Origin of the sequence: Solirubrobacter deserti, assembly GCF_027587175.1 — a bacterium.
GTDB lineage: Bacteria > Actinomycetota > Thermoleophilia > Solirubrobacterales > Solirubrobacteraceae > Solirubrobacter > Solirubrobacter deserti.
Window position 1 is genome coordinate 73,896 of record NZ_JAPCID010000008.1, and the last position, 25,005, is coordinate 98,900.

23 protein-coding genes are annotated in these 25,005 nt (G+C 72.0%); 19 read left to right on the top strand and 4 right to left on the bottom strand.

Translation table 11 applies throughout. From position 1 onward, the window contains the following. Window positions 1-46 precede the first annotated feature (46 nt). Genes OJ962_RS06860 through OJ962_RS06870 form a run of 3 tightly spaced genes read left to right on the top strand, consistent with a single transcriptional unit; the run spans window position 47 to window position 4,112 of the window. Window positions 47-1,006 (top strand): hypothetical protein, encoded by a 960-nt coding sequence (locus OJ962_RS06860; protein ID WP_202957123.1) that lies wholly within the window; start codon window positions 47-49, stop codon window positions 1,004-1,006. Then, window positions 1,003-2,580: a thrombospondin type 3 repeat-containing protein gene (locus tag OJ962_RS06865; RefSeq protein WP_202957122.1), complete on the top strand. Its 1,578-nt coding sequence runs from the start codon at window positions 1,003-1,005 to the stop codon at window positions 2,578-2,580. The genes OJ962_RS06860 and OJ962_RS06865 overlap by 4 nt, the downstream gene beginning before the upstream one ends. Next, window positions 2,577-4,112, top strand: coding sequence for a thrombospondin type 3 repeat-containing protein (locus tag OJ962_RS06870; RefSeq protein ID WP_202957121.1), 1,536 nt, complete (start codon window positions 2,577-2,579; stop codon window positions 4,110-4,112). Before OJ962_RS06865 ends, OJ962_RS06870 begins: the two co-directional genes overlap by 4 nt. A gap of 56 nt (window positions 4,113-4,168) precedes the next feature. Here the strand turns inward: OJ962_RS06870 and OJ962_RS06875 are convergent, their stop codons facing one another. Beyond that, entirely contained in the window at window positions 4,169-4,939 is a 771-nt protein-coding gene (locus OJ962_RS06875) for an enoyl-CoA hydratase/isomerase family protein (protein ID WP_202957120.1), read from the bottom strand. A gap of 13 nt (window positions 4,940-4,952) precedes the next feature. On the opposite strand from OJ962_RS06875, the gene OJ962_RS06880 reads away from it, so the two are divergent. After that, window positions 4,953-5,870, top strand: coding sequence for a hypothetical protein (locus OJ962_RS06880; protein ID WP_202957119.1), 918 nt, complete (start codon window positions 4,953-4,955; stop codon window positions 5,868-5,870). On the opposite strand, the gene fgd is transcribed toward OJ962_RS06880, so the two are convergent. Beyond that, window positions 5,841-6,836 carry a glucose-6-phosphate dehydrogenase (coenzyme-F420) gene (gene fgd / locus OJ962_RS06885; RefSeq protein WP_202957118.1) on the bottom strand — a complete coding sequence of 332 codons (996 nt, stop codon included), beginning with the start codon at window positions 6,834-6,836 and terminating at the stop codon, window positions 5,841-5,843. The two genes, OJ962_RS06880 and fgd, sit on opposite strands and share 30 nt — an antisense overlap. Window positions 6,837-6,922: 86 nt before the next feature. Here fgd and OJ962_RS06890 point away from each other — a divergent pair, with 86 nt between their 5' ends. The 11 genes from OJ962_RS06890 to OJ962_RS06940 all read left to right on the top strand — a co-directional run bounded on the left by OJ962_RS06890 (window position 6,923) and on the right by OJ962_RS06940 (window position 18,221). Continuing rightward, entirely contained in the window at window positions 6,923-7,864 is a 942-nt protein-coding gene (locus OJ962_RS06890) for an alpha/beta hydrolase (protein ID WP_202957117.1), read from the top strand. 2 nt (window positions 7,865-7,866) lie between these two features. Beyond that, complete coding sequence (locus tag OJ962_RS06895) at window positions 7,867-9,264, top strand: dihydroorotase (RefSeq protein ID WP_202957116.1); 1,398 nt, start codon at window positions 7,867-7,869, stop codon at window positions 9,262-9,264. 16 nt (window positions 9,265-9,280) lie between these two features. Then, window positions 9,281-10,276 (top strand): LLM class flavin-dependent oxidoreductase, encoded by a 996-nt coding sequence (locus OJ962_RS06900; RefSeq protein WP_202957115.1) that lies wholly within the window; start codon window positions 9,281-9,283, stop codon window positions 10,274-10,276. Then, window positions 10,276-11,955, top strand: a complete 1,680-nt coding sequence (locus OJ962_RS06905; protein ID WP_202957114.1) for a thiamine pyrophosphate-binding protein — start codon at window positions 10,276-10,278, stop codon at window positions 11,953-11,955. The genes OJ962_RS06900 and OJ962_RS06905 overlap by 1 nt, the downstream gene beginning before the upstream one ends. A gap of 82 nt (window positions 11,956-12,037) precedes the next feature. Next, entirely contained in the window at window positions 12,038-13,129 is a 1,092-nt protein-coding gene (locus OJ962_RS06910; RefSeq protein WP_202957113.1) for an ABC transporter substrate-binding protein, read from the top strand. Window positions 13,130-13,133: 4 nt separating this feature from the next. Further along, window positions 13,134-13,931, top strand: coding sequence for an ABC transporter ATP-binding protein (locus OJ962_RS06915; RefSeq protein ID WP_202957112.1), 798 nt, complete (start codon window positions 13,134-13,136; stop codon window positions 13,929-13,931). Further along, entirely contained in the window at window positions 13,928-14,731 is an 804-nt protein-coding gene (locus OJ962_RS06920) for an ABC transporter permease (RefSeq protein ID WP_202957111.1), read from the top strand. The genes OJ962_RS06915 and OJ962_RS06920 overlap by 4 nt, the downstream gene beginning before the upstream one ends. Then, the gene (locus OJ962_RS06925) at window positions 14,728-15,501 is read left to right on the top strand and encodes an ABC transporter permease (protein ID WP_270006254.1); all 774 of its coding nucleotides are present in this window, start codon (window positions 14,728-14,730) and stop codon (window positions 15,499-15,501) included. The genes OJ962_RS06920 and OJ962_RS06925 overlap by 4 nt, the downstream gene beginning before the upstream one ends. Beyond that, a complete protein-coding gene (locus OJ962_RS06930; protein ID WP_202957109.1) occupies window positions 15,498-16,547 on the top strand; it encodes an amidohydrolase family protein in 1,050 nt (349 codons plus the stop codon). Before OJ962_RS06925 ends, OJ962_RS06930 begins: the two co-directional genes overlap by 4 nt. Continuing rightward, on the top strand, window positions 16,547-16,897 hold the full coding sequence (locus tag OJ962_RS06935; protein ID WP_202957108.1) for a Rieske (2Fe-2S) protein: 351 nt from the start codon (window positions 16,547-16,549) through the stop codon (window positions 16,895-16,897). Before OJ962_RS06930 ends, OJ962_RS06935 begins: the two co-directional genes overlap by 1 nt. A 1-nt stretch (window position 16,898) precedes the next feature. After that, entirely contained in the window at window positions 16,899-18,221 is a 1,323-nt protein-coding gene (locus tag OJ962_RS06940) for an FAD-dependent oxidoreductase (RefSeq protein WP_202957107.1), read from the top strand. On the opposite strand, the gene OJ962_RS06945 is transcribed toward OJ962_RS06940, so the two are convergent. Together OJ962_RS06945 and OJ962_RS06950 are read right to left on the bottom strand one after the other, a co-directional pair. Beyond that, entirely contained in the window at window positions 18,181-19,242 is a 1,062-nt protein-coding gene (locus tag OJ962_RS06945) for an alpha-hydroxy acid oxidase (RefSeq protein ID WP_202957106.1), read from the bottom strand. The genes OJ962_RS06940 and OJ962_RS06945 overlap by 41 nt on opposite strands. Continuing rightward, the gene (locus OJ962_RS06950; RefSeq protein ID WP_322101328.1) at window positions 19,239-20,828 is read right to left on the bottom strand and encodes an aldehyde dehydrogenase family protein; all 1,590 of its coding nucleotides are present in this window, start codon (window positions 20,826-20,828) and stop codon (window positions 19,239-19,241) included. Before OJ962_RS06950 ends, OJ962_RS06945 begins: the two co-directional genes overlap by 4 nt. Between OJ962_RS06950 and OJ962_RS06955 the strand changes: the two genes are divergently transcribed. From OJ962_RS06955 to OJ962_RS06970, 4 genes are read left to right on the top strand one after another with little or no spacing between them, the layout of a single operon-like run. Further along, window positions 20,799-21,647 (top strand): FAD binding domain-containing protein, encoded by an 849-nt coding sequence (locus tag OJ962_RS06955; RefSeq protein WP_270006255.1) that lies wholly within the window; start codon window positions 20,799-20,801, stop codon window positions 21,645-21,647. The two genes, OJ962_RS06950 and OJ962_RS06955, sit on opposite strands and share 30 nt — an antisense overlap. Next, window positions 21,644-22,114: a (2Fe-2S)-binding protein gene (locus tag OJ962_RS06960; RefSeq protein WP_202957103.1), complete on the top strand. Its 471-nt coding sequence runs from the start codon at window positions 21,644-21,646 to the stop codon at window positions 22,112-22,114. Before OJ962_RS06955 ends, OJ962_RS06960 begins: the two co-directional genes overlap by 4 nt. Continuing rightward, entirely contained in the window at window positions 22,111-24,300 is a 2,190-nt protein-coding gene (locus tag OJ962_RS06965) for a xanthine dehydrogenase family protein molybdopterin-binding subunit (protein WP_202957102.1), read from the top strand. Before OJ962_RS06960 ends, OJ962_RS06965 begins: the two co-directional genes overlap by 4 nt. Next, a complete protein-coding gene (locus OJ962_RS06970; RefSeq protein WP_270006256.1) occupies window positions 24,293-25,003 on the top strand; it encodes a GntR family transcriptional regulator in 711 nt (236 codons plus the stop codon). The genes OJ962_RS06965 and OJ962_RS06970 overlap by 8 nt, the downstream gene beginning before the upstream one ends. The last annotated feature ends 2 nt before the right edge of the window (window positions 25,004-25,005 follow it).

The following is a 25,005-nucleotide window of genomic DNA, read 5'->3' on the forward strand; positions in this document are numbered from 1 at the left end:
AGCGGGTTGACGAGTCCGCCCCCAGTGTGTTCGAGTGGAGAACAGCATGCGAATCGTCCCCAGCCTGATCGCCGCCGCGGCCACCCTCGCGGTGGCTGCTCCTTCCGCGCTCGCCGCGCCTCCGGTGAACGACAACTACCTCGCGTCGTTGCCGGTCGACCGCGTCGAGTTCACCAACACCGTGGACCTGACCGAGGCCACGACCCAGCCCGACCTGTTCAACCCGTCGCGTGACGGGCAGACGCTCGGGGGCGGGACGACGGAGAACACGAACTGCAAGGGGACGCCGTTCGGCAAGACCGTCTGGTACGACCTCACGCCGCAGGCCGGCGGCGGCGTGGAGGTCTCCGCGGCCGCGGTCGGGTTCACCCCCGTGGTGGTGGTCTACGAGTGGAGCCAGGCCAACTCCCAGATCACGCGCATGGTCGACTGCACGGCGGCCCCCGGCGGCGAGCTGCGGCTGGACGTGGAGAAGGGCAAGAGCTACACGATCCAGGTCGGCGGCGCCGCGGCGACGGGCGGCGTGGCGACGCTGAGCGTCGACTACTTCCCCGACACGGACGGCGACGGCGAGCTCGACGGGCTCGACAAGTGCCAGGACGTGCCCGGCATCGCGCGCTTCGGCGGGTGCCCGCCCGAGCTGCGGGTCGTGCCCGGCGTCGGCTTCAACCGCACCGGCGGCAACGGGGTGCAGCTCTCGCGGCTGGTCGTCGACCGCGTGCCCAAGGGCGCCAAGGTCGTCGCCCGCTGCTCCGGCTGCGGGTCCCAGACGGTGCGCGCAAAGAAGACCGGCACGGTCTCGCTCGACAAGCTCGTCGGCAAGACCGTGCGCGCGGGCGGAAGCATCGAGATCCGCGTGACGCTCGGCCGGACCGGCAACGGCACCTACAAGTTCGGGGCCACCGGCAGCTACTTCAAGTGGGGCGTGCGCGCGAACGGGCTGAGCAAGCGCACGACCCGTTGCATCGAGGCCGGGACGAGCTCGAAGATCGAGACCTGCAAGTGAGGACTTTCCTGGGAGCCGTGCTCGCCGCGCTGGCGCTCGCCGCGCCGGCGCAGGCGCAGCTCGCCCCGCCGCCGACGGTGCTCGATTTCGAGGCCTACAAGAACTCGGGCACGACCGGGCTCGACGGCTCGATCTACCCGGGGGTGACGCTCACCGCCCCGGGCAACTGCACCGGCGCGGAGTTCGCCTCGGCCGCCTTCGCCGCGCCCGAGCCGCTGGAGTGCGCCTACGCCGTGATCGGTCGCTACGGGAGCACGGGCCTCCGCGTCTACGGCGGTCTGCTCGACATCGCGTTCGCGGCGCCGCAGGCCACTGTGTCCTTCTGGCTCTCGAGCACCATCACCGGCGACGGCGACGCGGTGCAGGTCGAGGCGCTCGCGGGGGAGACCGTCGTCGCCCAGGACGCGATCGAGTACACCGGCCCGTTCGGCGTTCCGGTGACGCTCAAGGGCGCCGGCATCACCTCGGTGCGCATCAGGACCTGCCCGGAGTACTTCTGCGCCACCTTCCTGGTCGACGACGTGTCCTACAGCCCCGTGGCGCAGCCGGACACCGAGATCCACGCGCTCGCGGACGGCCGCCTCACGTTCGTGGGCAACCAGGCCGTCACGCGTTTCGACTGCCGGATCGACGGCGGCCGCTGGGAGCCGTGCCGCGCGCCGTACACGCTTCCGCAGATGCCCGACGGGACGCACACGCTCGAGGTCGCGATGGTCGACGGGTACGACGAGGACGACACGACCCCCGCGACGCACACCTGGACGGTCGCGCCGCCCGCCGCGCCCACGCCGCAGCCCCAGCCCGTCGCGCCCGCCGACGCGGACGGCGACGGCGTCCCCGACGCGCGCGACAACTGCTCCGCCGTGGTGAACGCCGGGCAGGCGGACGGCGACGGCGATGCGGTGGGCGACGCCTGCGAGGTCGGCGAGCCCGGCACGATCGACCCGATCGCCGGCGAGCGTGTGAACGTCGCCGTCATCGCGGGCGAGGTGTTCGTCAAGTTCCCGGCGGCCGCCTCGCGCTCGCGGTCGCTCAAGCAGGCCGAGTCGGGGTTCGTGCCGCTCAAGGGCCAGGCGACGATCCCGGTCGGCTCCACCGTCGACACGCGCAAGGGCACCGTGGCCATGGCCTCCGCCCAGACCGCCGCAGGCACCGAGCGCAGCGCCCGCCTGTCCTCGGGCATCTTCCTCATCCGCCAGCAGCGGGCCAGGCGCGGCTCGGCCGCCGTGGTCGGCGTCGACCTCGTGCTCCAGGCCGCGCCGGGCGCCGAAGCGGCGTGCGCGCGGACGTCGCGCACCGGGCCGATCAAGGGCCGCTCGCGCAACACGATCCGCAGCCTCACCGCGGCCACCACGAAGGGCCTGTACCGGGTGGTCGGCGGCGCCGCGATCACCACGGCCCCGGACGCCACGTGGGTGACGCGCGACCGCTGCGACGGCACGCGGACCGAGGTCGGCCGCGGCCGCGTCTCCGTCTACGACCGTGAGACGAAGGAGACCGTGCGCGTGCCCGCGGGGCGCTCCTACCTGGTGAAGGCGAAGCTGTTCGCCGCCCGGCAGGCGGGCGGCCGGTGAGGGTCGCGGTCCTCGCCCTGCTGCTGGCGGTGGCGTGGACCGCACCGGCCGCGGCACAGTCCCCGACGGTCATCCGGTTCGCGCCGGATCAGAAGACGCCGGTCACCGTCGGCGACGGCACGATCGAGAACGGGGAATGCACGCTCGGAACCGTGGCGAGCGGAGGTTGGGACAACGGGCCGTTTCTTCGGCTTTCCGACTCCGAGTGTCCGAATCTGCTCCGGTTCGCCCGCGAACAGGCGGTCGTCTCGCTGTTTGTGCGCGCCGAGCGTGGCGTCGCCATCTCGATGAGCCTGTGCGGCGCGTACCACTGCAACGGCGAAGGCGACGTCGTCGCATACGCCAGCATCCAGGCGACTGGCGACTGGCAGCCGTTCGTGCTTGCGGCGCCCGAGCACGCGCTGCGGGTCCTCACGGCGTATCTGTCCTCCGAGACAGGCTCGTTCGACGTCGACGACATCTCGTTCGCCCGCGAACGGCATCCCGACACGTCGATTCCGGTCGCGAGCGGCGCCGTCACTTCGCCGACGCCGGCGACGTTCACGTTCGCGTCCACGTCGACGCCGTCGACGTTCATGTGCTCGGTCGACGGGGCGCCCTACGAGCGGTGCCGCAATCCCGCGTCGATCGCCGGCCTCGCACCCGGCCGGCACACGCTGGCCGTCTACGCCGTCGACGCGTACGGCACCACCGACGTCGAGTCGCCCGCGCAGGTGAACTTCGTGGTCGACCCGCCCGCGCCGCCTCCGCCTGCGGCGGCCGACCGCGACGGGGACGGCGTGCCCGACGCGACCGACAATTGCCCGGACGTCGCGAACTCCGACCAGGCGGACGGGGACAGTGACCGGGTCGGCAACGCGTGCGATGTGCTCCCGCCCGGCAACGTCCCGCCCCAACCGGGGGAGACGAGCGTCGTGCAGGTGCTCTCGGGCGAGGTCTTCGTCAAGCTCCCGACGCGCACACCGCTCGGCTTCGACCGGCTCGGCCGGCCGTTCCAGGTCGGCGGCTTCATCCCGCTGAAGGGCCAGGCCTCGATCCCGCTCGGCGCGACCGTGGACACCACCCGCGGCGAGGTCGCGATCGACTCCGCGGCCAACAGCTACGCGGCCGCTGACCGCCGCGCCAAGCGCCAGCGGGCCCACATCCGCGCGGCGATGTTCCAGCTCAAGCAGAAGCGCCGCGCGCAGGCCCGCAGCGCGACGATCGCGACCGACGTCAGCCTGCTCAGCCCACCCGGCGCCGAGGCACGCTGCGTGGGCGCGCCGCCCAAGGGCACGATCGTCCGCTCGGTCTCGATGGTCGTCAAGGGCCTGTACCGCACGGTCGGCGGAGCGAGCACGGGCACCGCCCGCAGCGCGACCTTCTCCACGACCGACCGCTGCGACGGCACGCTCACCCAGGTCGGCCGCGGCAAGGTGACCCTGGCGGTCAAGTCCCAGAAGAAGCCGATCGTCGTCAAGGCGGGCCAGGCCTACCTGGTCAAGGCGAAGCTGTTCGCCGCGCGCAAGGGCCGCAAGCCCACCCGCGGTTGAAACGTCCAGTGGTCGCTTGGTCAACCAGGAGTTGACCAAGCGACCACTCGCGCGGGCTAGCGGCCCGTCCAGACCGGCGCGCGCCGCTCGGCCGCCGCGGCGACGCCCTCGCGCACGTCCTGCGAGCGCATGCACTGCTCCTGCGCGGACACTTCCAGCTCCAGCGTCGTCGACAGCGCGGGGCGCGCCGACGCGTCGATCAGCCGCTTCGCCAGCCCGACCGCGAGCGGCGCGCAGCCGAGCAGCTCGTCGACCAGCGCCGAGGCGACGTCCATCCCGCCGATCCGGTTGACCAGCCCGTAGCGCTCCGCGTCGACGGCGCCGATCACGCGCGACGTGAGGATCAGCTCCTTCGCGCGCCCGACTCCGACCACCTGCGGGAGCCGCGACGCGCCGCCGACGTCGGGCACGAGCCCGAGCCGCGTCTCGGGCAGCCCGACCACCGCGTCCTCGGCCATCACGCGCAGGTCGCACGCCAACGCCAGCTCCAGGGCGCCGCCCAGGCACGCGCCGTGGATGACGCAGACGGTCGGCTTGAGCATCTCCTCGCACAGGTTCCAGGCGTCCAGGCAGTCGCGGCGGAACGCCCGCAGCCGCTCGGGCGCCGACGCCGCGCCCGCCAACGCGCCGACATCCATCCCGGCCGAGAACACCGGCCCGTTCCCGCGCAGCACCACCACCCGCACCGCTGGGTCGTCGGCGGCGGTCCGCAGCGCCGCGCCGAGCGCCAGGATCAGCTCCTCGTTGAACGCGTTGCGCTTCTCGGGACGGTTCAAAATCACGTGACGGACCGCGTCACGGTCCTCGGTCAGCACAAGCTCGGACATATCCTGATTCTCCATGAGCCTGCGCGACCTGCTGCGGCCCCCGCCGCACCGCGGGCCATTGATCGCGGCCGGCGGGGTCGCGCTGGCGATCGGCGTCAGCCTCACCGTCCTGCGCCTGCAGGCCACGCTGCCGATCGGCGTGGACGCCGCGCTGCTGCTGGCGCCCGGCGCGCTGCTGTTCTGGCTCGGCGCGCAGGCGCCGAACGAGCAGGGCGAGCCGCCCGCCTACCAGTCCGTGCTGCTCGCGACCGGCCTGCCGCTGGTCTACGGCGGGCTGCTGGTCGCGCTCGGCGGGGAGCTCGACGCGATCCCGCCGAACTGGGTGCTGATCACCGCGAGCCTGGCCGTCGCGGCCCTGGCCATCTGGCCCGCGCTCGAGCGCAACAGCGCCATCTCGCTGCTGTTGTCGGCCCTGCTGGTCGGCTTCACGCTGGCCGTCCTCGCGCCCGACGCGGCTCGGCGCCCATTGCTCCTCGCATACGCGATCGCGCTCACGCTGGCCAGCCTCGCGCTGCGCGAACCCGCGCGCCGCCACGCCGAGGTGCTCATCGACGCCGCCGGCCTCGCCACCGCCGCGCTCGCGATCCAGGAGTACTCGAGCGGCGTGCCGACGCCGGACCTGTCCGCGTTCTGGGAGCTCGTCCTGCTCGCCGCGGGCCTCGGCCTGGTCGCGTTCGGCGCGCTCGACCGCTCACCCGGCCCGGCGTACGTCGGCGTCCTCAACCTGCTGCTGTTCATCGCCAGCGCGAGCCACGGCACGGCGCTCTACGTGTGGCCGCTGTTCCTGCTCACGGGCGGCGTGATCATGCTCGCCGCCGGCCTGCGCCCGCGCCGTCCGCTCCCACCCGAGCCCGACCCGTACCGGGCGGGTGAGGCGCCGCTGGCCGCCCGCGCAGAGCGGTCAGCCGAAGCGCGCCCGAAGCCGCGGTAGGACGTCACGCGAGAACAGCTCGAGGAAGCGCCGCTGGTCGGCACCGGGCGCGTGGAAGACCAGCTCGTCGAACCCGAGCTCCACGTAGGGCGCGATCCGGTCGACCACCTCGTCGGGGTCGGTGGAGACGATGAAGCGCGAGGCCGCCCGCTCGGGATGCGCGTCGGCCAGCCGCTCGAGCTCCAGCGGGTCCTCGGTGCTCTGCTTCTCCTCGGAGGTCAACGCCAACGCGCCCCACCAGTGGCACGCCCGCTCCGCGGCCTCCAGGTCCGTGTCGTAGGACACCTTGATCTCGATCAGCTTGCGGATGGCCCCGGCGTCGCGGCCCGCCTTGGCCGCCCCCTCGGCGACGTTCTCCAGCAGCGACGTGTACAGCTCCGGCGCCTTCCCGCTCGTGCAGATGAACCCGTCCGCCGCGCGCCCCACCAGCTTCGCGGCCAGCGGTCCGGCGGCGGCGACGTAGATCGCCGGCGGCTCCTCCGGCCGCTCGTACAGCGTCGCCCGCTCGGTCCGGTAGTACTCGCCCTCGAAGTCGACACGTTCCTCGGTCCACAGCCGCCGGATCAGCTTGATCGCCTCGGCCATCCGCAGCCGCCGCTCCTTCGCGCCCGGCCACGGCGCGCCCGTCGCGGGCGTCTCGTTCATCGCCTCGCCCGTCCCGATCCCGAGGAACACCGGCCCGGAGCTCAATCGCGCCAGCGTCGCGAACGACTGCGCGACGATCGACGGGTGGTAGCGCATGGTCGGCGTCAGCACGCTCGTGCCGAGCCGCGCGCCCTCCATCCGCGCTGCGGCCGCGCCCAGCCAGGTCATCGCCGCCGGCGCGTGCCCGCCGTTGTGACGCCACGGCTGGAAGTGGTCGGAGACCGCGATCGTGTCGAGCCCGGAACGCTCCGCCGCCAAAGAGAACTCGAGCAGCTCCCGTGTCTCGAACTGCTCGGCGGAGGCCTTGTACCCGTAACGCATGCGCGTCCTCTCGATCGCTTGACGTGCAAATCGTATCCGATATCCTGGCTACCAATTGGAGGGCAGGTCGAGGGGGAAGGAGCCGGGTGCAGACCACGGCGGTGGAGTTCTTCAGCGAGGGAGAGCGGATCGCGGCGCTCTGGCGTACACCGGACGCCGCGACCGGGCCGCTCAAGGTGCTCGTGCAGGGCCCGGGGTGGCTGGGGCTCAAGGACGCGAAGCTCTACGTCCGCTACCACGAGGCGTTGACTGAGGCCGGCTACGGCATCCTCGTCATCGACTACCGCGGCTTCGGCGACTCGGGCGGCGCGCGCGAGCTCTCACCGGCCAAGCAGCTCCAGGACCTGGTCAACGCCGTCACCTACCTCACGACGCGCGAGGACGTGGACGCCGACGCGATCGGCACGTTCGGCACGGGCGGCACCGGCGGCGGCAACTCGATCCTGCTGGCGCACGTCGATCCGCGCGTCCGCGCCGTCGTCAGCCAGGTCCCGGTCGCCGACGGCCGCGACTGGCTGCACCGCATGCGCAGCGAGTCGGACTGGCTGGCCTTCCTGAACGCGCTCGAAGAGGACCGCAGGCAGCGCGTCGCGACGGGCGAGGGCCGCCGCGTGCACCCGCGCGAGGAGATCATGGTCCCCACGGCCGAGCGCCGCACGACCACGGTCAAGGCCGATGTCGACGATCGCATCCCGAGCAGCGTCTCCCTCGCCGCCGCCGACGAGATCCTGCAGTACAAGCCGCTCGACGCGGCACGGCGGCTCACGACGCCGCTGCTCGTGATCGGCGTGGAGGGTGACGCCACGACGCCGACCGACCACGCGACCGCGCTCTACGAGGCGGCGCAGGGCCCGCGCCGGCTCGTGATGCAGCGCCATACGACGCACTACGCGGCCTACGACCGCTACTGGACGACGGTCACGCCGCTGATCGTCGACTGGTTCGACACCCACTTGCGCAACGGCGGCGTCGTGGTCCGCAGCGGCGACGGCCTGCCCGACACCATCGAGCTCAGAGAGGACAGCTGATCATGGGGATCGATCTGCGGATCGCAGGCGGCGAGGTCGTCCTGCCCGGCGGGCGCCGGCAGGCCGACGTGCTCGTCGAGGACGGCAAGATCGCGGGGATCGTGAGCCCGGGGCTCGAGCTCTCCGACGTGGGCCGTACGGTCGACGCGTCGGGCAAGCTCGTGCTGCCCGGCATGGTGGACCCGCACGTGCACACGCGCGAGCCGGGCTTCACGCACAAGGAGGACATCACCACCACCGGCCTCGCGGCCGCGGCCGGCGGCGTGACGACGATCTTCGGCATGCCCAACCTCAAGCCACCGACGTCGAGCGCCAAGCTCCTCGACGAGGTCTTCGAGCTGTACGCGGCCAAGTCGGTCGTGGACTACAACCACAACCCGGCGGCCACCGATCCGGACGAGATCGCGCCGATGGTCGAGCGCGGCATCCGCGCGTTCAAGATCTTCATGGTCGTCGACACCGGCCGCACGTACCCGCACCCCGCGGGCACGGGCATGCACAACCACGGCGACCTGCTGCGGACGATGGACCTGATCGCGCCCACTGGGCTGCCGTTCATGATCCACCCGCACGACCAGGCCCTGATGGACTACATCGAGGGCGAGATCCTCGCGCGCGGGGACAACACGCCGCAGGGCTACGCGCAGGCCTACGCCGCCCGCCAGGGCGTGATCTGGGACACCGCGTGCGACGTCCTGATCCGCCTCTCCGAGGCCAGTGACTGCCATGTGCACCTGATGCACATGCAGACGCCGCGCTCGATCGAGGCGGTGCGCCGCGCCAAGGCGCGCGGGATCAAGATCACGTGCGAGGTCAACCACTGGGCGCTGTTCCTGGGCACCTGGGACCTGGTCGAGCGGCTCGGCCCGTACGTGCTCAGCTACTGGGTGCCCGACGAGAACCGCGAGGCGATCTGGAAAGGCCTCAACGACGGCACGATCGACATGCTGTCCTCCGACCACGCGCCGCACACGCGCGAGGAGAAGGAGGTCGGCTGGGAGAAGATGTGGAGCGCGCACACGGGCACGCCCGGCATCCAGTACCAGCTGCCGCTGATCGTCGAGGCCGCCGTCCACGAGGGCAAGCTCTCGCTCGAGCGCGCCGTCGAGCTGTGCGCGAGCGTTCCCGCCCACACGTTCGGGCTCGGCGAGGTCAAGGGTGCGCTCGAGGTCGGCCTCGACGCCGACGTCGCGATCCTCGACGCCGACCGCGCGTGGACGATCAGCAACGACGCCGACCTGTCGCGCTGCGGCTGGACGCCGTACGACGGCCGTGACATCCGGGTCGCGGTCGACCGCACGTTCCTGCGCGGCACCGAGATCTATGCCGACGGCGTCGTGACCGGGGTTCCCGGTGGCGGCCGGATGGCCACCGCCCCCGCCGTCGCCACGGCGGCTTAACGAGGAGACAAGACCAGTGAAGTTCGGCCTGCTGCTACCCCACTTCGGCGTCTACGCCGACAAGGACCGCCTGCTCGACGGGACCCGTCTCGCCGAGGACCTGGGGTTCGACTCGGTGTGGGTGCGCGACCACCTCATCTTCGAGCCGCACGGCGAGATGGAGGATCCCAACCGGTCCTTCTACGACGCGCTCATCACGCTGACCGCGATCGGCGCCGTGACGGAGAAGATCGAGCTCGGGACGGGCTCGCTGATCCCGTTCCGCCACCCGCTCGAGGTCGCGCTGTCGGTGGCGACGATGACGCAGATGGTCGGGCCGCGCGTGATCCTCGGCTACGGCGCCGGCACGTTCGACCACGAGTTCGAGGCGATCGGCATCGACCCGGAGATCAAGCGCTGGCACCTGGTCAAGTCGACGGCGCTGATCCTCCGCAAGGTCTGGGAGGAGAACGGGGTCGACTACAAGGACGACTTCTACGAGTTCCAGGACGTGACCATCGAGCCCAAGCCGGTCGGTGGCCGCGTGCCGTTCTGGTACTGCGGGAACACGCCGGCGTCGGCGCGCCGCGCCGTCGAGTACTGCGAGGGCTGGATGCCGGGGCGCATCTCGCTCGCGACGTTCAAGGCGCGCGTGAACAAGATGGCGGAGCTGTCCGCCGAGGCCGGGCGCACGCCCCCGACGGCCGCGGTGATCCCGCCGACGTCGGTCGAGGCCACGCGCGAGGAGGCCCTGCGCGACGTCAACGTCGAAGGCCTGCTGACGTGGGCCAACAAGGCCAAGTACTGGGTCAAGCCGCCGTCGGGCAAGTTCGAGACCTGGGAGGACCTGGAGGGCACGCTGATCGCCGGCACGCCCGACGACGTCGTCGAGGAGGTCCGCAAGTTCGAGGCCGCGGGCTGCGAGCACCTGGTGTTCGACTTCCGCTTCAAGTTCGACCGCTTCTTCGAGCAGATCGAGCTGTTGGGCAAGGAAGTGCTGCCCAAGCTCCGGCCCGCTGAAGTGCCCGCCTGATGCGCTACGGGTCCGACGTCGTCGTCGAGTTCCTCGCCGCCGCGGGGATCGAGTACGTCGCCCTCAACCCGGGCGCCTCGTTCCGCGGCCTGCACGACTCGCTCGACGAGGCCGGGACCCCGCAGCCCGTCGTCGCGCTCCACGAGGAAGTCGCCATCGGCATCGCCCACGGCTACGCGAAGTCAGCGGGCAAGCCGATGGCGGTCTTCGTGCATGACCAGGTCGGGCTGCACCACGCCGCGATGGCGCTGTTCAACGCGTGGGTCGACGCCGTGCCGATGCTCGTCATCGGCGGCAGCGGCCCGCGCGACGTCACGCGCCGCCGGCCCTGGATCGACTGGATCCACTCGGGCCACCCGGAGTCGGCGGTGATCCGCGACATCGTCAAGTGGGACGCCGAGCCGGCCGCCCTGGAGGCGATCCCGGAGACGCTCGCCCGCGCGCTGCGGATCGCGACCACGCCGCCGTACGGCCCGGTGTACGTCGCGATCGACGCGCTGCTGCAGGAGGCCGAGGCCGGGGATCTGCCGAGCGGCGGCCCCGTCGCGCCCGCGCCGCCGATCACCGCGCCGCGTGCGGTCGTCGACGAGCTGGCGCAGGCGTTGACGGCGGCCGAGCGGCCCGCCTTCGTCGTCGACCGCGGCGCGCCCGGCGCGTCCGTGCCGCTGCTGTCGCTGGCGGCGAAGCTGAGCGCGGCGGTCGTGGATCTCGGCGGGCGCTCGTTCCCGGCCGAGCACTGGGCCGACCAGACGACCGCGGCGCTGGCCGACGCCGACCTCGTGGTGGCGCTCGAGTTGCGCGACGTCACCTGGGGCTTGACGACCGTCAACCTCGAGGACCGCTCGACGACCCCGGTCACCGCGCCGGGCGCGCGCGTGGTCGCGGTCGGCCTCGCCGAGCAGCGCGGCCGCGGCTTCCTCGAGCCGGAGGCGTTCGCCCCGGGCTTCGAGCGCATCACCGCCGAACTCACCGTTTTCTTGGGTGAGTTGGACGAGGCTGTGGCGATGCAGGACCGCCCTGACCGCCGGGCCGCACTCACCGCCGCCCACGACGCCACCCGTGCCGCGGCGGCCCGGGCGGCCGCCGACGCGGCCGGCGAGCATCCGATCGCGCCGGCGCACCTCGCCGCCTCGCTCGCGCGCGCACTCGCGGACACGGACTTCCAGCTCGCCAATGGGCTGCTGGGCGGCTGGCCGCGCAAGCTGCTCCCGCTGCGGGACGAGTCGACCTACTTGGGCCGTTCGGGTGGGGAGGGCCTGGGCTACGGCCTGCCGGCCTCGCTCGGCGCCGCGCTGGCCCAGAAGGACGGCGAGAAGCTCGTCGTGGACATCCAGGCCGACGGCGACCTCATGTACGTGCCCGAGGCGCTGTGGACGGCCGCGCACCACGAGCTGCCGTTGCTGATCGTCGTCCACAACAACCGCACCTACGGCAAGGACGAGCTGCACCAGGCCGAGATCGCGAAGCTGCGCGGTCGCCCCGGCGCGCCGCCGCCGCGGGGCATCCGGCTCCAACGGCCGGAGATCGACTTCGCCGGCCTGGCGCGAGCCCAGGGCGTCGATGCCGTCGGCCCGATCGAGGACCCGCAAGACCTCGAGAAAGCGCTTCAGGACGCGGTCCACCGACTGACGGTCCAACAACGGCCGCTCCTGATCGACGTTGTGTGCAGAGGCAGCTGATCCCCCTATACGAGCAAGTGAATATTGGATACGGTATTTCGGAGTCGGTCACTGTGACCGGCCGGGGAGAAGGGGAAAACGCATGGCTGAGGTGAGTCGGCGAGAGTTCCTGCACCGCAGCGGCATCGGCGCTGGCGGGCTACTGACGCTCAGTGGGCTGTCGGCATTGCTCGCCGCCTGTGGCGGCGAGGAGGAGACCGCGAGCAACTCCGGGAACGGCGCCGCGAAGGTGAACCCGAAGCCGAAGATCGGCCTCTCGAGCTCACCGCAGGCGTCATATCTGCCGGTGATCGCGGGCCCGATCATGGCCGGGTCCAAGTTCGGGCTCAACATCACGAAGTCCGACATCACGACGTTCGACTCGTCCACGACGCTGACGCAGTCGACGCTGTCGGGGCAGGTGCAGATCGCAGGGCAGTCGACCGTCGCCCAGCTGCTGCTGATCGACCGCGGCCAGCCGTTCAAGATCTTCGCGACCTACAGCATGAACGACGACTTCGTGATCGCGGGCCGCGGCGACGTCAAGACGATCGCGCAGCTCAAGGACCCGAAGGTCACGGTCGCGTCGGACTCGCCGGGCGGCGCCGGCCAGGCCGTCTTCGACGCGATGCTCAAGGCCAACAACGCCGGCTTCCTCGTCGACGGGATCCCGAAGAAGGTCATCATCGAGTCCTCGGGCGAACGCACCAGCGCGCTGGCCAGCGGTGACGCCGACGCGACGGTCATCCACATCGTCCAGGCCAACGCGGTCAACAAGGAGACGGGCGACGTCAACATCATCGCCAAGCTCTACGGCCCCGACGGCGAGCCGAACTTCATGAAGGAGGCGTACGCCGCGCGCACGGACTGGCTCGACGAGAACATCGAGACGGCCGCCGCCGTGACCGCCAGCGTCATCCAGGCCAGCCGCGACCTGACGAAGGACTACGCGAGCTTCGAGGCCGCCTGCAAGCAGCTGATCGAGGAGCCGCCGCCCGCCGAGGAGCTGCAGGAGCTGTTCGAGATCATCAAGTCCAACGAGGTCTATCCGGTCGACGGCGGGCTCACCGACGAGCGCGTCCAGTACATGATCGACCTCGGCAAGGAGGAAGGGATCATCGAGACCGACCTCACGCCCGACAAGGTGGTCGACCGGCGCGTGATGGAGCGCGCGCTGGAGATGGTGGGCTCCTAGGGCCATGTTCCTCGAGCTGGACTCCGTTGGACGCACGTTCGTCCTCGAGCGCCGCAAGCACACCGAGGAGCTGTGCGTCCTGGAAGGCATCTCGTTCGGCGTCGCCGAGGGGAGCTTCGTCGCGATCTGCGGCCCGAGCGGGTGCGGCAAGTCGACGCTGCTGCGCCTGATCCACGGACTCCAGCAGCCGGACGCGGGTGAGATCCGCGTGCGGGGCGAGCGCGTCACCGCCCCGAGCCTGGACCGCGGGATGGTCTTCCAGCATCACAACCTGATGCCGTGGCGGACCGTCATCCGCAACGTCGAGCTCGGCCTGGAGGCGCAGAAGCTGTCCAAGGCCGAGGCCCGCTCGCGCGCGGAGCGGTGGCTGGACAAGGTCGGCCTGTCCGACTTCGCCAGCTACTACCCCGCGCAGCTGTCGGGCGGCATGCAGCAGCGCGTCGGCCTCGCGCGGGCGCTCGCCATCGACCCGGCGATCCTTCTCATGGACGAGCCGTTCGGCGCGCTCGACGCGCAGACGCGCGTGCTGCTCCAGGAGGAGCTCGAGCGCATCTGGGAGGCCAACGCCAAGACGGTCGTGTTCATCACGCACGACATCGAGGAGGCGCTGTTCCTCGCCGACCGCGTGATCGTCATGTCGGCGCGGCCCGGCCGGATCATCGCCGACATCGCGGTGGACGCCGCCCGGCCGCGGCGCGAGCAGTGGCGCGCGGCGCCCGAGTTCGCCCAGCTCAAGGGCGAGATCTGGAAGCTGCTGCGTTCCGGCCAGCAGGAGGCGCTGCTGGAGGAGGTCTCGCCGTGACCGCGGTCGCCGAGGCGGCCTCCACGCAGGCCAAGCCACGCGAGCGCTGGACCGACAACAAGTGGGTGCAGCGCGCGATCGTGTGGGGCGCGCTGCTCGCGCTCTACGAGCTGCTGGCGATCATCCTGGGCGACTTCTACCTGGCGTCGCTGGAGGACATCGTCTCCGGCTTCGGCCAGATCGTCGAAGAGGGCCGGATCCCGACCGTGCTGACCTCGCTCGAGCACCTCCTCGTCGGGTTCGCGCTGGCCGCCGCGGTCGGCATCCCGATCGGCGTCGCGATGGGTCGCTCGTTCGTCGTCGACCAGGTCATCGGCATGTACGTTCGCGGCCTGTTCGTGACCTCGCTGGCGGCGCTGCTGCCGCTGCTGATCATCCTGTTCGGCGTCGGCTTCCGCTTCCAGGTCGCCGTCGTGTTCCTGTTCTCGGTCTTCTTCGTGATCGTCAACACCGCGGCCGGCGCGCGCGCCGTCCCGCGCCAGCTGATGCGCACGGCCGAGGCGTTCTGCGTCTCGCCCACGCGGCGCTTCACGGCGGTGGTGCTGCCCTCGTCGCTGCCGTACATCGTCATCGGCCTGCGGCTCGCCGTGGCCAACGCCTACACGGGCATGGTGCTCGCCGAGCTGTGGGTCGGCGTGGGCACGGGCGGGATCCTCAAGAACATGGGCCAGAACCGCGACCTGCCCAAGTTCTTCGCCATGGTGCTGCTGATCACGGCGCTCGCGGCGTTCTCCTCCTACCTGATCCGGGTGCTGGAGAAGCGCCTGATGCCGTGGGCGAAGGAGGTGCGCGCGGCATGACCATGTCCGCGCAACGCCGCAACGCGCTGCTGCTGCGCATCGCGTCGCTGGTCGCCTTCCTCGCCCTCTGGCAGTGGTACGGCAGCGACCCGATCCACTTCGCCACGCCGCCGCCGACCGAGGTCTTCCCGGCACTGTGGGAAGGCATCACCGAGGGGGAGATCCTGGGCGCGACGGCCGGCACGCTGGCCACGCTCTCGGTCGGCCTCGTGATCTCGATCGTCTTCGGCCTGATCCTCGGGTTCGCGGTCGCCCTGTTCCCGTGGGCGCGCAACACGCTGGACCCGCTGATCGACGCCGCCTACGCGATGCCCGTCACGATGCTCATCCCCGTCATCGGCGTCTACACCGGCCTCGATTTCCGCGGGCGCGTGTTCATCGTCATCACCTACGTGCTGCTGGTGATCGTGATCACCACCTCCACCGGCGTGCGCGACGTGCCGCGCGACCTGCTGGAGACCGGGCGCGCGTTCGGGCTCAAAGGCCGCGAGCTGTGGCGCGCCGTCATCCTTCCCTCGGCCATGGCGCACATCGCGTCGGGCATCTCCACGGGCGTCGCGCGCGGCATCCGCGGCGCGATCACCGCCGAGCTGCTGCTGATCGCGGCCGACCTCGGCGCGTACATCCTGGACGCCCAGGCGCGCCTGCTCACCGACCAGCTGCTGGCCGGCATCCTGTGGACGCTGCTGCTCGGCTACGTGCTGTACGCCGCCGCGCTCTGGCTGGAGCGCCGCCTCGTGCGCTGGCGCACGCTCGGGGACCTCGCATGATCGTCGACGTCGACGCGCACTACCTCGAGGACCACAAGGTCCTCGCCTCCTACCTGCCCGAGCCGCTGAAGACGCGGATCTCGCGCACGGCGTCCGGGCGGCTGCTGCCCGGCTCCACCGGTGACCGCGGGGTCGCCGGCCGCATCGTCCGCCCGGACATCCACTACCCGCAGGAGCCGACCCCGCCCGAGGAGATCCCCGAGATCATGAAGTTCCTCGGGGTGGACATCTCGGTCCAGCTGCCGAACCGCATGCTCGCGCTCTCGACCACCTCCCAGAAGGACGTGGCGGTCGGCCTGGCCGAGGGCTATGCGCGCTACATGGAAGACCGCGTGATGGACCCCAAGGCGGGGATCTACTCGATGATCATCGCGCCCGTGCAGGACCCGCGGCGGGCGGCGGAGATCATCCACGCCCACGCCGCCCACCCGGGCTTCTCGGCCGTATGCCTGGTCACGGCGGGCGCCGAGCCGCCGCTGGGGGACACGTTCTACGACCCGATCTACCGGGCCGCGCAGGACGTCGAGCTGCCGATCGTCTACCACTCCGCCGGCAGCGGCATCGACGACTTCGTCATCAAGGGCTTCCAGCGGTTCATCGAGACCCACACGCTGGGGTTCGTGCTGTTCAACATGGCCACGATCGTCTCGATGATCGTCCAGGGGATTCCCGAGCGCTTCCCGCGGGTCCGCTTCGCCTTCCAGGAGGCCGGGATCTTCTACATCCCGATGCTGATGTTCCGGCTCGACGCGGAGTTTCGCAAGCGCCGGGCGGAGGCGCCGCTGCTCAAGCGCCTGCCGAGCGAGTACATGCTCGACTTCTTCTACGGCACGCAGCCGATCGAGGAGCCGCCGCGCGTGGACTACCTGGCCGACATCTTCAAGATGATCGACGGGCCGAACACGCTGACGTTCTCGACCGACTATCCGCACTGGGACTTCGACATGCCCAGCGTGATCACGGACCTGCCGTTCCTCTCCGACGAGGAGAAGGCCAAGGTGCTGGGCGGCAACGCGCTGCGGTTCTTCCGGTTCGAGGGCCGCTGATGGTCACGATCCGCGCCATCGGTGAGGGGGAGCGGGTGACCGTCGACCTCGACGGCACGCCGGTGACCGTCTTCAACCTGGGCGAGCGCTACGTCGCCTACGTGGACCGCTGCCTGCATCAGAGCGGGCCGGTGTGCTCGCGCGGCACGCTGCACCCGCACCTGGACGCCGTGCTCGACGAGCGTGGCGAGGCACGTGAGTTCTTCGTCGAGGGCTCGCAGGTGATCGCGTGCCCGTGGCACGGCTGGGAGTACGACCTCGAGACCGGGGAGGCGCTGTGGAACCGCTCCCGCCGGCTGCGGCCGGCCAGGGTCGAGGTCGACGGTGACGCGGTCACGGTCAGCCTGTGAGGTGATCGTGGTCGGCGCGGGCAGCGCCGGCTTCGCCGCCGCGGTGGCCGCGGCGCGCGCCGGCGCGCACGTCTGCGTGCTGGAGAAGAGCGGCGCGGTGGGCGGTAACGCGGCGTTCTCGCACACCGGCTTCCGCGCGGCCTACGACGGGCCGGACGCGATCGCGCCGTTCGTGGCGGACCTCGCGGGCTACGAGCTGCCGGGCTACTCGGTCGCCGACTACGCGGCGGACCTGGACCGCTTCGGCGTGCCGCCCGCGCTGCGCGACGCGCTCGCGGGCGACTCGTACGCCGCGCTGGAGTGGCTGCGCGAGCTGGGCGTGAGGTTCACGTTCAACCGCTCGCTGCACGGGCGCTTCGAGCCGGGGCTGGTGCTGGCCGCGGACGGGCTGGTGGCGGCGTGGGAGCGGATCGCGGCGGCGCACGACGTGGACGTGTGGGTGGACGCGCCGGTCGAGCGCGTCGTGGTCGACGAAGGCGTGCTCGTGGGGGGCGTGTTCATGCGCGCGGACGCCGTGATCGTGTGCAGCGGCGGCTTCCAGGCCGACGCCGCGCGGCGCCGGCGCCACCTGGGGACCGCGGGCGGGGTCGTCCGCGGCTCGCGGCACGACACGGGCGAGCTGCTCGAGGCGCTGATCGAGGACGGCGCCGCGCGCGCGGGGGGCTGGGGCGAGGCGGTGATCACGCCCGTCGACGCCGCCTCACCGCCCGCCGAGGGCGGCAACCGCATGAACCGGTACTCGTACCCGTACGGGATCACGGTCGACGCGGCCGGCCGGCGCTTCTTCGACGAGGGCTCGGGCCTCCTCGCGGACACCTACGCCGTGGTCGGCCGGCTCGTGCTCGAGCGCGGGGGCGCGTGGCAGGTGTTCGACGCGGCGGGCACGCGGCTGCTCAAGCGCTACGCGTACGACTTCGCCACGCCGCGGCGCGCGGATACGGTCGCCGGGCTCGGGATCGACGGGTTGGAGGAGACGGTGCGCGCGTTCAACGCCGCGTGCCCGGACGGCCCGTTCGATCCCACGCGGCCCGACGGCCGCGCGACGATCGGGCTCGACCCGCCCAAGAGCCACTGGGCCGTCCCGCTGCGTGAGCCGCCGTTCCGCGCGTACGCGGTCACCGGCGGCGTGACGTTCACGCTCGGCGGCCTCGCGGTGGACGACGGTGCCCGCGTGCTCGGGGAGGACGGCGCGCCGCTGCCGGGCGTGTTCGCGTCCGGCGACGTGATCGGCCTCTTCCACGGCGGCTATCCGTCCGGCGCGGGCCAGACGCGCAACGTGGTCTTCAGCCGGCGTGCGGCGGCGTCGGCCACGGGGCGGGCCTGACGTGCTCGGGCCTGACGTCGTCCGGGGCGGTGACGCCGAGCAGCGCGAACGTGCGCTCGACCTCCGTGCGCAGGCGCGTCAGCGTCTCGACCAGCGCCGCCTCACCGCCCGCGGCCAACGAGAAGCACATCGCCTTGCCGATCAGCACGGCGCGCGCGCCGAGCGCCAGCGCCTTCACGACGTCGCCGCCGCGCTCGAAGCCGCCGTCCACCGCGACCTCGAGGCGCCCGCCGGCGGCCGCGACCACGTCGGGCAGCACCTCCAGCGCGCCGGGCTGCGGGTCCAGCTGGCGCCCGCCGTGGTTGGAGACGACCACGGCCGCGGCGCCGGACTCGATCGCGAGCTTGGCGTCGTCGGGGTGCGTGACGCCCTTGATCATCAACGGCAGCTCGGTCTGCTCGGCCAGCCACGCGATCTCACTCCAGGTCAGCGTGGCCTGCAGCTCGCGGCGGGCGTAGGCGGTGCCGAGGTTCGGCCGGTCCTGCGCCTTCGAGCGGTCGAAGCGGTTGCGCAGGTCGCGCTCGCGGATGCCGTCCACGGCGCTGTCGACCGTGATGCAGAGCGCGCGATAGCCGGCGGCCTCGGCGCGCTTGAACAGCTCCAACGTCCACTCGCGGTCGCCCCGGACGTAGTGCTGGAAGATCAGCGGCGCGTCCGGCGCGGCCGCGGCCACCTCCTCCAGCGACGGGACCGACAGGATGCCGACGAACGCCCCCGTGCCCGCGCGGGCCGCGGCGCGCGCGCACGTCGCGGCGCCGCCGGCGTCGAAGAGCCCGATCGTCCCGATCGGCGCCAGGAGCACGGGCAAGGCGATCGGGAGGCCGAGGAACGTCGTGTCCGTCCGGCGCGCGGACACGTCCCGCAACACCCGCGGGCGGAACAGCAGCGCGTCCAGCGCCGCGCGGTTGCGGCGCAGGGTGACCTCGGTCCCGCCGCCGCCCGACACGTAGTCCCAGACTTCCGGCGGCAAGGCGGCGCGGGCCGCCTCGGCGACCTCCCCGGCGGTGGCGAATGAGCTCATCGCACGGCGATGTTCACAGCTTTCGTGCGCGTGCACTGCTCGAGGTCGTCGAGCAGGCTCTGCTCGCTGCCGATCCCGGACTGCTTGAAGCCGCCGAACGGCACGCCCGTGTAACGCGTCTCGACGTCGTTGACCCACACGTAGCCGGCCTCGATCGCGTCCGCGGCGCGCAGGGCGCGGTCGATGTCACGCGTCCAGACGCTGGCGGTGAGCCCGTACTCGGTGGCGTTGGCGAGCTCGATCGCGTCGGCGTCCTCGGTGAAGGTCATGATCGACAGCACCGGGCCGAAGACCTCCTCCTGCGCGAGCGTGTGGCCGAGCTGGACGCCGGCGAACACGGTGGGGGAGACGAACGCGCCGCCGGCCAGGGCGGGATCGGCCGGGGCGCCGCCGCCCGCGAGCAGCTCCCCGCCGTCGGCCTTGCCCGCCTCCACGAAGCCGAGCACGCGGTCACGGTGCACGGGCGAGATGAGCGAGCCCATCTGCGTGCCCTCGGCCTCGGGCAGGCCGATCCGGATCTTGTCCACGCGCGTGAGGATCTCCTCCGTCACCGCGTCGCGCAGCTCGCGGTGCACGATCAAGCGGGAGGTGGAGCCGCAGCTCTGGCCCTGGACGCGCATGAAGTTCATGCCGCGCACGGTCGCGTCGGCGGCCTCGGCCGGGTCGGCGTCGGCGAACACGACGATCGGGTTCTTGCCGCCGAGCTCGAGCTGCAGGCTCTTGATCCGGCCGCTGTCGGCGATCGTGCGCTGGATCTGCAGGCCGGTGGCGACCGAGCCCGTGAAGGACACGCGCGTGACGTCGCGGTGCGCGACCAGTGCGGCGCCCGCCTCGGCGTGTCCGGGCACTACGTTGAGCACGCCCGGCGGCAGCAGGTCCTCGGTGAGCGACGCGAACAGCAGCGTGGACAGCGGCGCCTGCTCGGACGGCTTGATCACGATCGTGTTGCCCGCGATCAGCGCCGGGCCGCTCTTCTGGCACGAGTACAACGTCGGGTGGTTGTAGGCCGTGATCGCGCCGATCACGCCCCACGGCTCGCGCCGGGTCACGTGCCAGCCGCGGGCGCTCGCGGGGATGGTGCGGCCCTGCAGCTCGAGCGCGGCGCCCGCGATCTGCTTGAGGTAGAGCGCGCCCTTGCGCGCGCCGTTGGTCATCGGCGTGAGCGGGCTGCCGGTGTCGCGGCTGTCGAGCCGGCCGATGCGGTCCACGGTGGCGAGGATGCGGTCGGCGAGCGCCTCCATGCGCTCGGCGCGCTCGCGGATCGAGAGCGCCGCCCAGGCCGGCTGCGCGGCGCGTGCGGCCGCGACCGCCGCGTCCACGTCCTCGGCCGCGGCGAGCTGCACGCGCGCGAGCCGCTCGCCGGTGGCGGGGGCGTGGTCATCCACAGTGGGTCCGGCGGCTTCGGTGAAGCGTCCACCGATCCACGGGCGGCCCGTGTCGTCCCACGGGAGAAGGCTGTCCGTCGTGATCTCAGCTGCTGCTGTAGGTGCCGACACGGTTCCGTGCCCTCCTTGCTCTACCGCCAGTCGGGCCGATAGTATCCAAAATCCAATCCGATGATGTTGCCGTCTGACTTTGAGCTCCACCGCCCCGCCACCGTGGGGGAGGCGGTCGCCCTGCGCGCCGAGCTGGGGGAAGCCGCCGCCCTATACGCCGGCGGCACCGAGCTGCTGCTGGCCATGAAGCTGGGCGTGCTCGACTACGAGCACCTGATCGACCTCAAGCGCATCGCGGGGCTGCGCGGCGTGACGTGCGCCGGCGGGGAGCTGCGCATCGGCGCGGCGGTCACCCATCGCGAGCTGGAGACGCACCCGGACGTGGTGCGCGAGTTGCCCGGGCTCGCCGCGCTCGAGCGCGCCGTGGCCAACGTCCGCGTGCGCGCCGCGGGCACGCTGGCCGGCAACCTCGCCTTCGCCGAGCCGCACGCCGACCCGCCGGCGCTGCTGGTGGCGCTCGGCGCGCGGGTCGTGCTCGTCGGCGGCGAGGGCTCGCGCGAGCTCGCGCTCGAGGACTTCCTGGTCGGTGCCTACGAGACCGAGCTGGGCGAGGACGAGCTGATCGAGGCGATCGTCGTCCCGGTGGGCGCGCCCGGCGCCGTGTACCGCAAGTTCCAGGTGCTCGAGCGTCCGGCGGTGGGCGTGGCGGCGGTCGGGAACCTGGTCGGCGGCGTGTTCGACGGCGCGCCGACCGTGGTCGTGGGCGCCGTCGACGAGCGCCCGGTGCGCGTGGGTGCCGAGATGCTCGACGGCGCGGCACTGGACGACGAGGGCGCGTTCGCGGCGCTGGCGGAAGCGGCCGCGGAAGCCGTCGAGCCCGTGGACGACCTCTCGGGCAGCGAGGACTACAAGCGGCACCTGACCGGCGTGCTGGCCAAGCGCGCGGTCCAAGCGTTGGGAGACGTATGAGCGCGACGACCATCACGACCCGGATCAACGGCCGCGAGCAGACACTGCGCGTGGACAATGCGGAGCTGCTGCTGGACCTGCTGCGCGACCGCGGGCTCACGGGCGCCAAGCCGAGCTGCGAGATGGAGGTGTGCGGCGCGTGCACCGTCCAGCTCGACGGGCTGCCGGTGAGCGCGTGCACGACGCTCGCCGTCGAGCTCGACGGCCGCTCGGTCGAGACGGTCGAGCACCTCGACGCGGGCGGTGAGCTGCACCCGGTGCAACAGGCCTTCCTGGAGCGCTCGGCGCTGCAGTGCGGCTTCTGCACGCCTGGCATGGTGATGACGGCCAAGGCGCTGCTGGAGAGCAACCCCCAGCCCACGCGGGACGAGGTCACGCACTGGCTGGAGGGCTCGATCTGCCGCTGCACGGGCTACGAGCCGATCGTCGACGCCGTGCTGACCGCGGCTCAGAAGATGGCGGCATGAAGGTCGCCGGTCAGAGCGTCCCGCGCGTCGACGGCCCGGCCAAGGTCACCGGTCGCGCGCGCTACGCGCTCGATCTCACGGTCCCCGGGATGACGCACGGCGCGGTCGCGCGGTCCGATCGCGCGCACGCACGCATCCTCTCCGTCGACACGGGAGAGGCGGAAGCGGTGAACGGCGTTCTGGAGGTCATCACCGGCGCGTCGCTGGCGCCGCTGGACCTCCGCTTCGGGCACGTCGTGCGCGACCATCCCGCGCTGGCCGTGGACCGTGTGCTCTACCACGGCGAGCCGGTCGCGCTGGTCGTGGCCGAGACGCGCCGCGCGGCCGAGCGGGCGGCGCGCCTGGTGTCAGTCGACTACGAGGACCTGCCGGCCGTGATGGACGCCGACGAGGCGCTCGGCGAAGGGGCGCCGGTGCTGCATCCCGAGCGCATCGAGCGCACCAAGGACGAAGGCCTCGACCAGGGCGGCGAGGCGCTCGTCGGCAACCTGTGCGCGGCGGCCGACTTCGGCTGGGGCGACGTGGACGCGGCGTTGGCGGCCGCCGACCTCGTGCTCGAGGGCGAGTATCGCTACCCGATGCTCTACGGCTACGCGATGGAGCCCTACAACGCCATCGCGAGCTTCGAGGAGGGCTCGCTGGTCGTGTACTCGACGGCGCAGCACCCGTACATGGTTCGCGAGGACCTGGCGCGGATCTTCGCGCTGCCGCTGGCGCGGGTGCGCGTCGTCGTGCCGTACGTCGGCGGCGGCTACGGCAGCAAGTCGTACACGAAGGTCGAGCCGCTGGCCGCGCTCGGCGCCTACGTCACCGGTCGCCCGGTGCGGGTCGCGCTCAGCGTCGAGGAGTCGATCCTCACGACGCGCTCCGACGGCGCGCGCGTGCGCGCCCGCTCCGCGTTCGCCGCGGACGGGACGCTGCTCGCGCGCGACTTCGACGTGGTGATGGACTCCGGCGCCTACACCGACAACAGCCCGGTCGTGTGCGCCAAGCTCGCCAACCGCTGCTTCGGCCCGTACCGCATCGGCGCCGTCCGCGTGCGCGTGCGCTCGGCCTTCACCAACACCGTGCCCGCGTCCTCGCTGCGCGGGTTCGGCGCGCCCCAGGGCAACCTCGCGGGCGAGTTGCAGATGGACGACGCCGCCGACCGGCTCGGGATCGACGCGCTCGCGCTGCGGCTCAAGAACGTCGTCCGGCCCGGGGAGGAGATCCTGCCGGGCAAGCGCGGGATCGACGCCGACCTCCCGGCCGACCTGGACCTGCTGACGACCTCGCTCGGCTGGCCGAACGCGCCTGAGGGCCGCGGGATCGGCTTCGGCATCTCCGCCTCGGACGCCGGCGCGCATCCGACCTCGGTCGCGATGGTGCGCCTGCACGCCGACGGGTCGGCTTCCGCCGCCGTCGGCGCGACCGAACTGGGTCAGGGCAGCCGCACCGTGCTGTCCCAGATCCTCGCTGAGCAGCTCGGCCTGCCGATGGAGAAGGTCGCGATCGTCGCCGCCGACACGGGCGTCACGCCCTACGAGCGCACCACCGGCGCCAGCCGCACGACCGCGCTGGTGGGCCGCTCGCTGATGGCGGCGTGCGCGGACGCCAAGCGGCGGGTGGCCGAGCTGGCGGGCGAAGGCGCCGAGTTCGCCGACGCCATCAAGGCGTTCTTCGGCGCGGGCGGCGAGATCATCGGCGTCGGCGCGGTGCGCCGGCACGGCGAGTTCCGAAAGATGCCGCCGTTCTGGGAGATCGGCTGCAGCGGCGTGGTCGCGGCGGTGGACGCCGAGACCGGCCGGGTACGGGTGGAGCAGCTCTCGACGGTGGGCGACGTCGGCTTCGCGATCAATCCGGCGCTGGTCCACGGGCAGGACCTGGGCGCCGCCACGATGGGTCTCGGGGCCGCGTTGTCCGAGCAGCTTGTCTACGATGGCCAAACTCTGGCCAACCCGAACGTGGTTGATTACAGAGTGCCTCGTTGTAGTGACATCCCTGAACGGTTGGACCAGATTCTCGCCCAGCGACAAGACGGCATCGGCCCCTACGGCGCCAAGGGCGCCGGGGAGGGCACGCTGAACCCGGTCGGCGCCGCCGTCGCGGCCGCGGTGGGGCGCATCGTCGGCCGCTACCCGCGCGAGCTGCCGCTGACGCCCGAGCGGGTCTGGCGGCTGGCGCAGACCGAGGACGCTCGTGTCTGAGTCCGGGCTCGCCGCCGACAGCGAGCGCTTCCGCAACATCGTCAGCCGCAACAGCCGCCAGTTCCGCACGGTCGGCGACATGGTCTACGAGACCCTGCGCGAAGGGATCCTGAACGGTGTCTTCCAGCCGGGCGAGCGCCTGCGCCAGGACCAGCTCGCCGAGGCCATCGGCGTCTCGCGGATCCCCGTGCGCTCGGCGTTGCTCCAGCTCGAGTCGGACGGGCTGATCACGTTCAACCCGTACCGCGGCGCCGTCGTCAACAAGCTCTCGTCGAACGAGATGCGCGAGATCTACGAGCTGCGCGCCGTGCTCGAGGCGCACGCGCTGCGCAAGGCCGTGGACGCGATGACGCCGGAGAAGCTCGCGCACCTGGAGCAGCTGGCGGTCGAGCTCAACGCGATCCAGGACGGCGAGGAGTTCCTCGTCCGCCGCAACGAGTTCTACCGGGAGCTCTACGACAACGAGCACCAGGCCCGCACGGTCGGGCTGATCGAGCGCCTGCGCGCCGAGGCCGGCCGGTACTGGCTCGAGCGCAAGGTCGACTACGTCAGCCGCCCCGGTGAGCGCGACCACCTGCACTTGATCGAGTTCATCAAGGCCGGTGACATCGAGTCGGCCGTGGCGTGGCTCGAGGACCACCTGCAGAAGGTCTGCGATGACCTGGTCGGCTTGATGGAGAAGGACGCCAAGACCCCGGCCTAGCG

Bases quoted from the DNA above. Each gene is read 5' to 3' on its own strand.
- OJ962_RS06860 (WP_202957123.1), top strand. From the start codon at position 47: ATGCGAATCGTCCCCAGCCTGATCGCCGCCGCGGCCACCCTCGCGGTG.
- OJ962_RS06875 (WP_202957120.1), bottom strand. From the start codon at position 4,939: ATGTCCGAGCTTGTGCTGACCGAGGACCGTGACGCGGTCCGTCACGTG.
- OJ962_RS06880 (WP_202957119.1), top strand. From the start codon at position 4,953: ATGAGCCTGCGCGACCTGCTGCGGCCCCCGCCGCACCGCGGGCCATTG.
- fgd (WP_202957118.1), bottom strand. From the start codon at position 6,836: ATGCGTTACGGGTACAAGGCCTCCGCCGAGCAGTTCGAGACACGGGAG.
- OJ962_RS06895 (WP_202957116.1), top strand. From the start codon at position 7,867: ATGGGGATCGATCTGCGGATCGCAGGCGGCGAGGTCGTCCTGCCCGGC.
- OJ962_RS06905 (WP_202957114.1), top strand. From the start codon at position 10,276: ATGCGCTACGGGTCCGACGTCGTCGTCGAGTTCCTCGCCGCCGCGGGG.
- OJ962_RS06910 (WP_202957113.1), top strand. From the start codon at position 12,038: ATGGCTGAGGTGAGTCGGCGAGAGTTCCTGCACCGCAGCGGCATCGGC.
- OJ962_RS06915 (WP_202957112.1), top strand. From the start codon at position 13,134: ATGTTCCTCGAGCTGGACTCCGTTGGACGCACGTTCGTCCTCGAGCGC.
- OJ962_RS06925 (WP_270006254.1), top strand. From the start codon at position 14,728: ATGACCATGTCCGCGCAACGCCGCAACGCGCTGCTGCTGCGCATCGCG.
- OJ962_RS06930 (WP_202957109.1), top strand. From the start codon at position 15,498: ATGATCGTCGACGTCGACGCGCACTACCTCGAGGACCACAAGGTCCTC.
- OJ962_RS06935 (WP_202957108.1), top strand. From the start codon at position 16,547: ATGGTCACGATCCGCGCCATCGGTGAGGGGGAGCGGGTGACCGTCGAC.
- OJ962_RS06945 (WP_202957106.1), bottom strand. From the start codon at position 19,242: ATGAGCTCATTCGCCACCGCCGGGGAGGTCGCCGAGGCGGCCCGCGCC.
- OJ962_RS06955 (WP_270006255.1), top strand. From the start codon at position 20,799: ATGATGTTGCCGTCTGACTTTGAGCTCCACCGCCCCGCCACCGTGGGG.
- OJ962_RS06960 (WP_202957103.1), top strand. From the start codon at position 21,644: ATGAGCGCGACGACCATCACGACCCGGATCAACGGCCGCGAGCAGACA.
- OJ962_RS06965 (WP_202957102.1), top strand. From the start codon at position 22,111: ATGAAGGTCGCCGGTCAGAGCGTCCCGCGCGTCGACGGCCCGGCCAAG.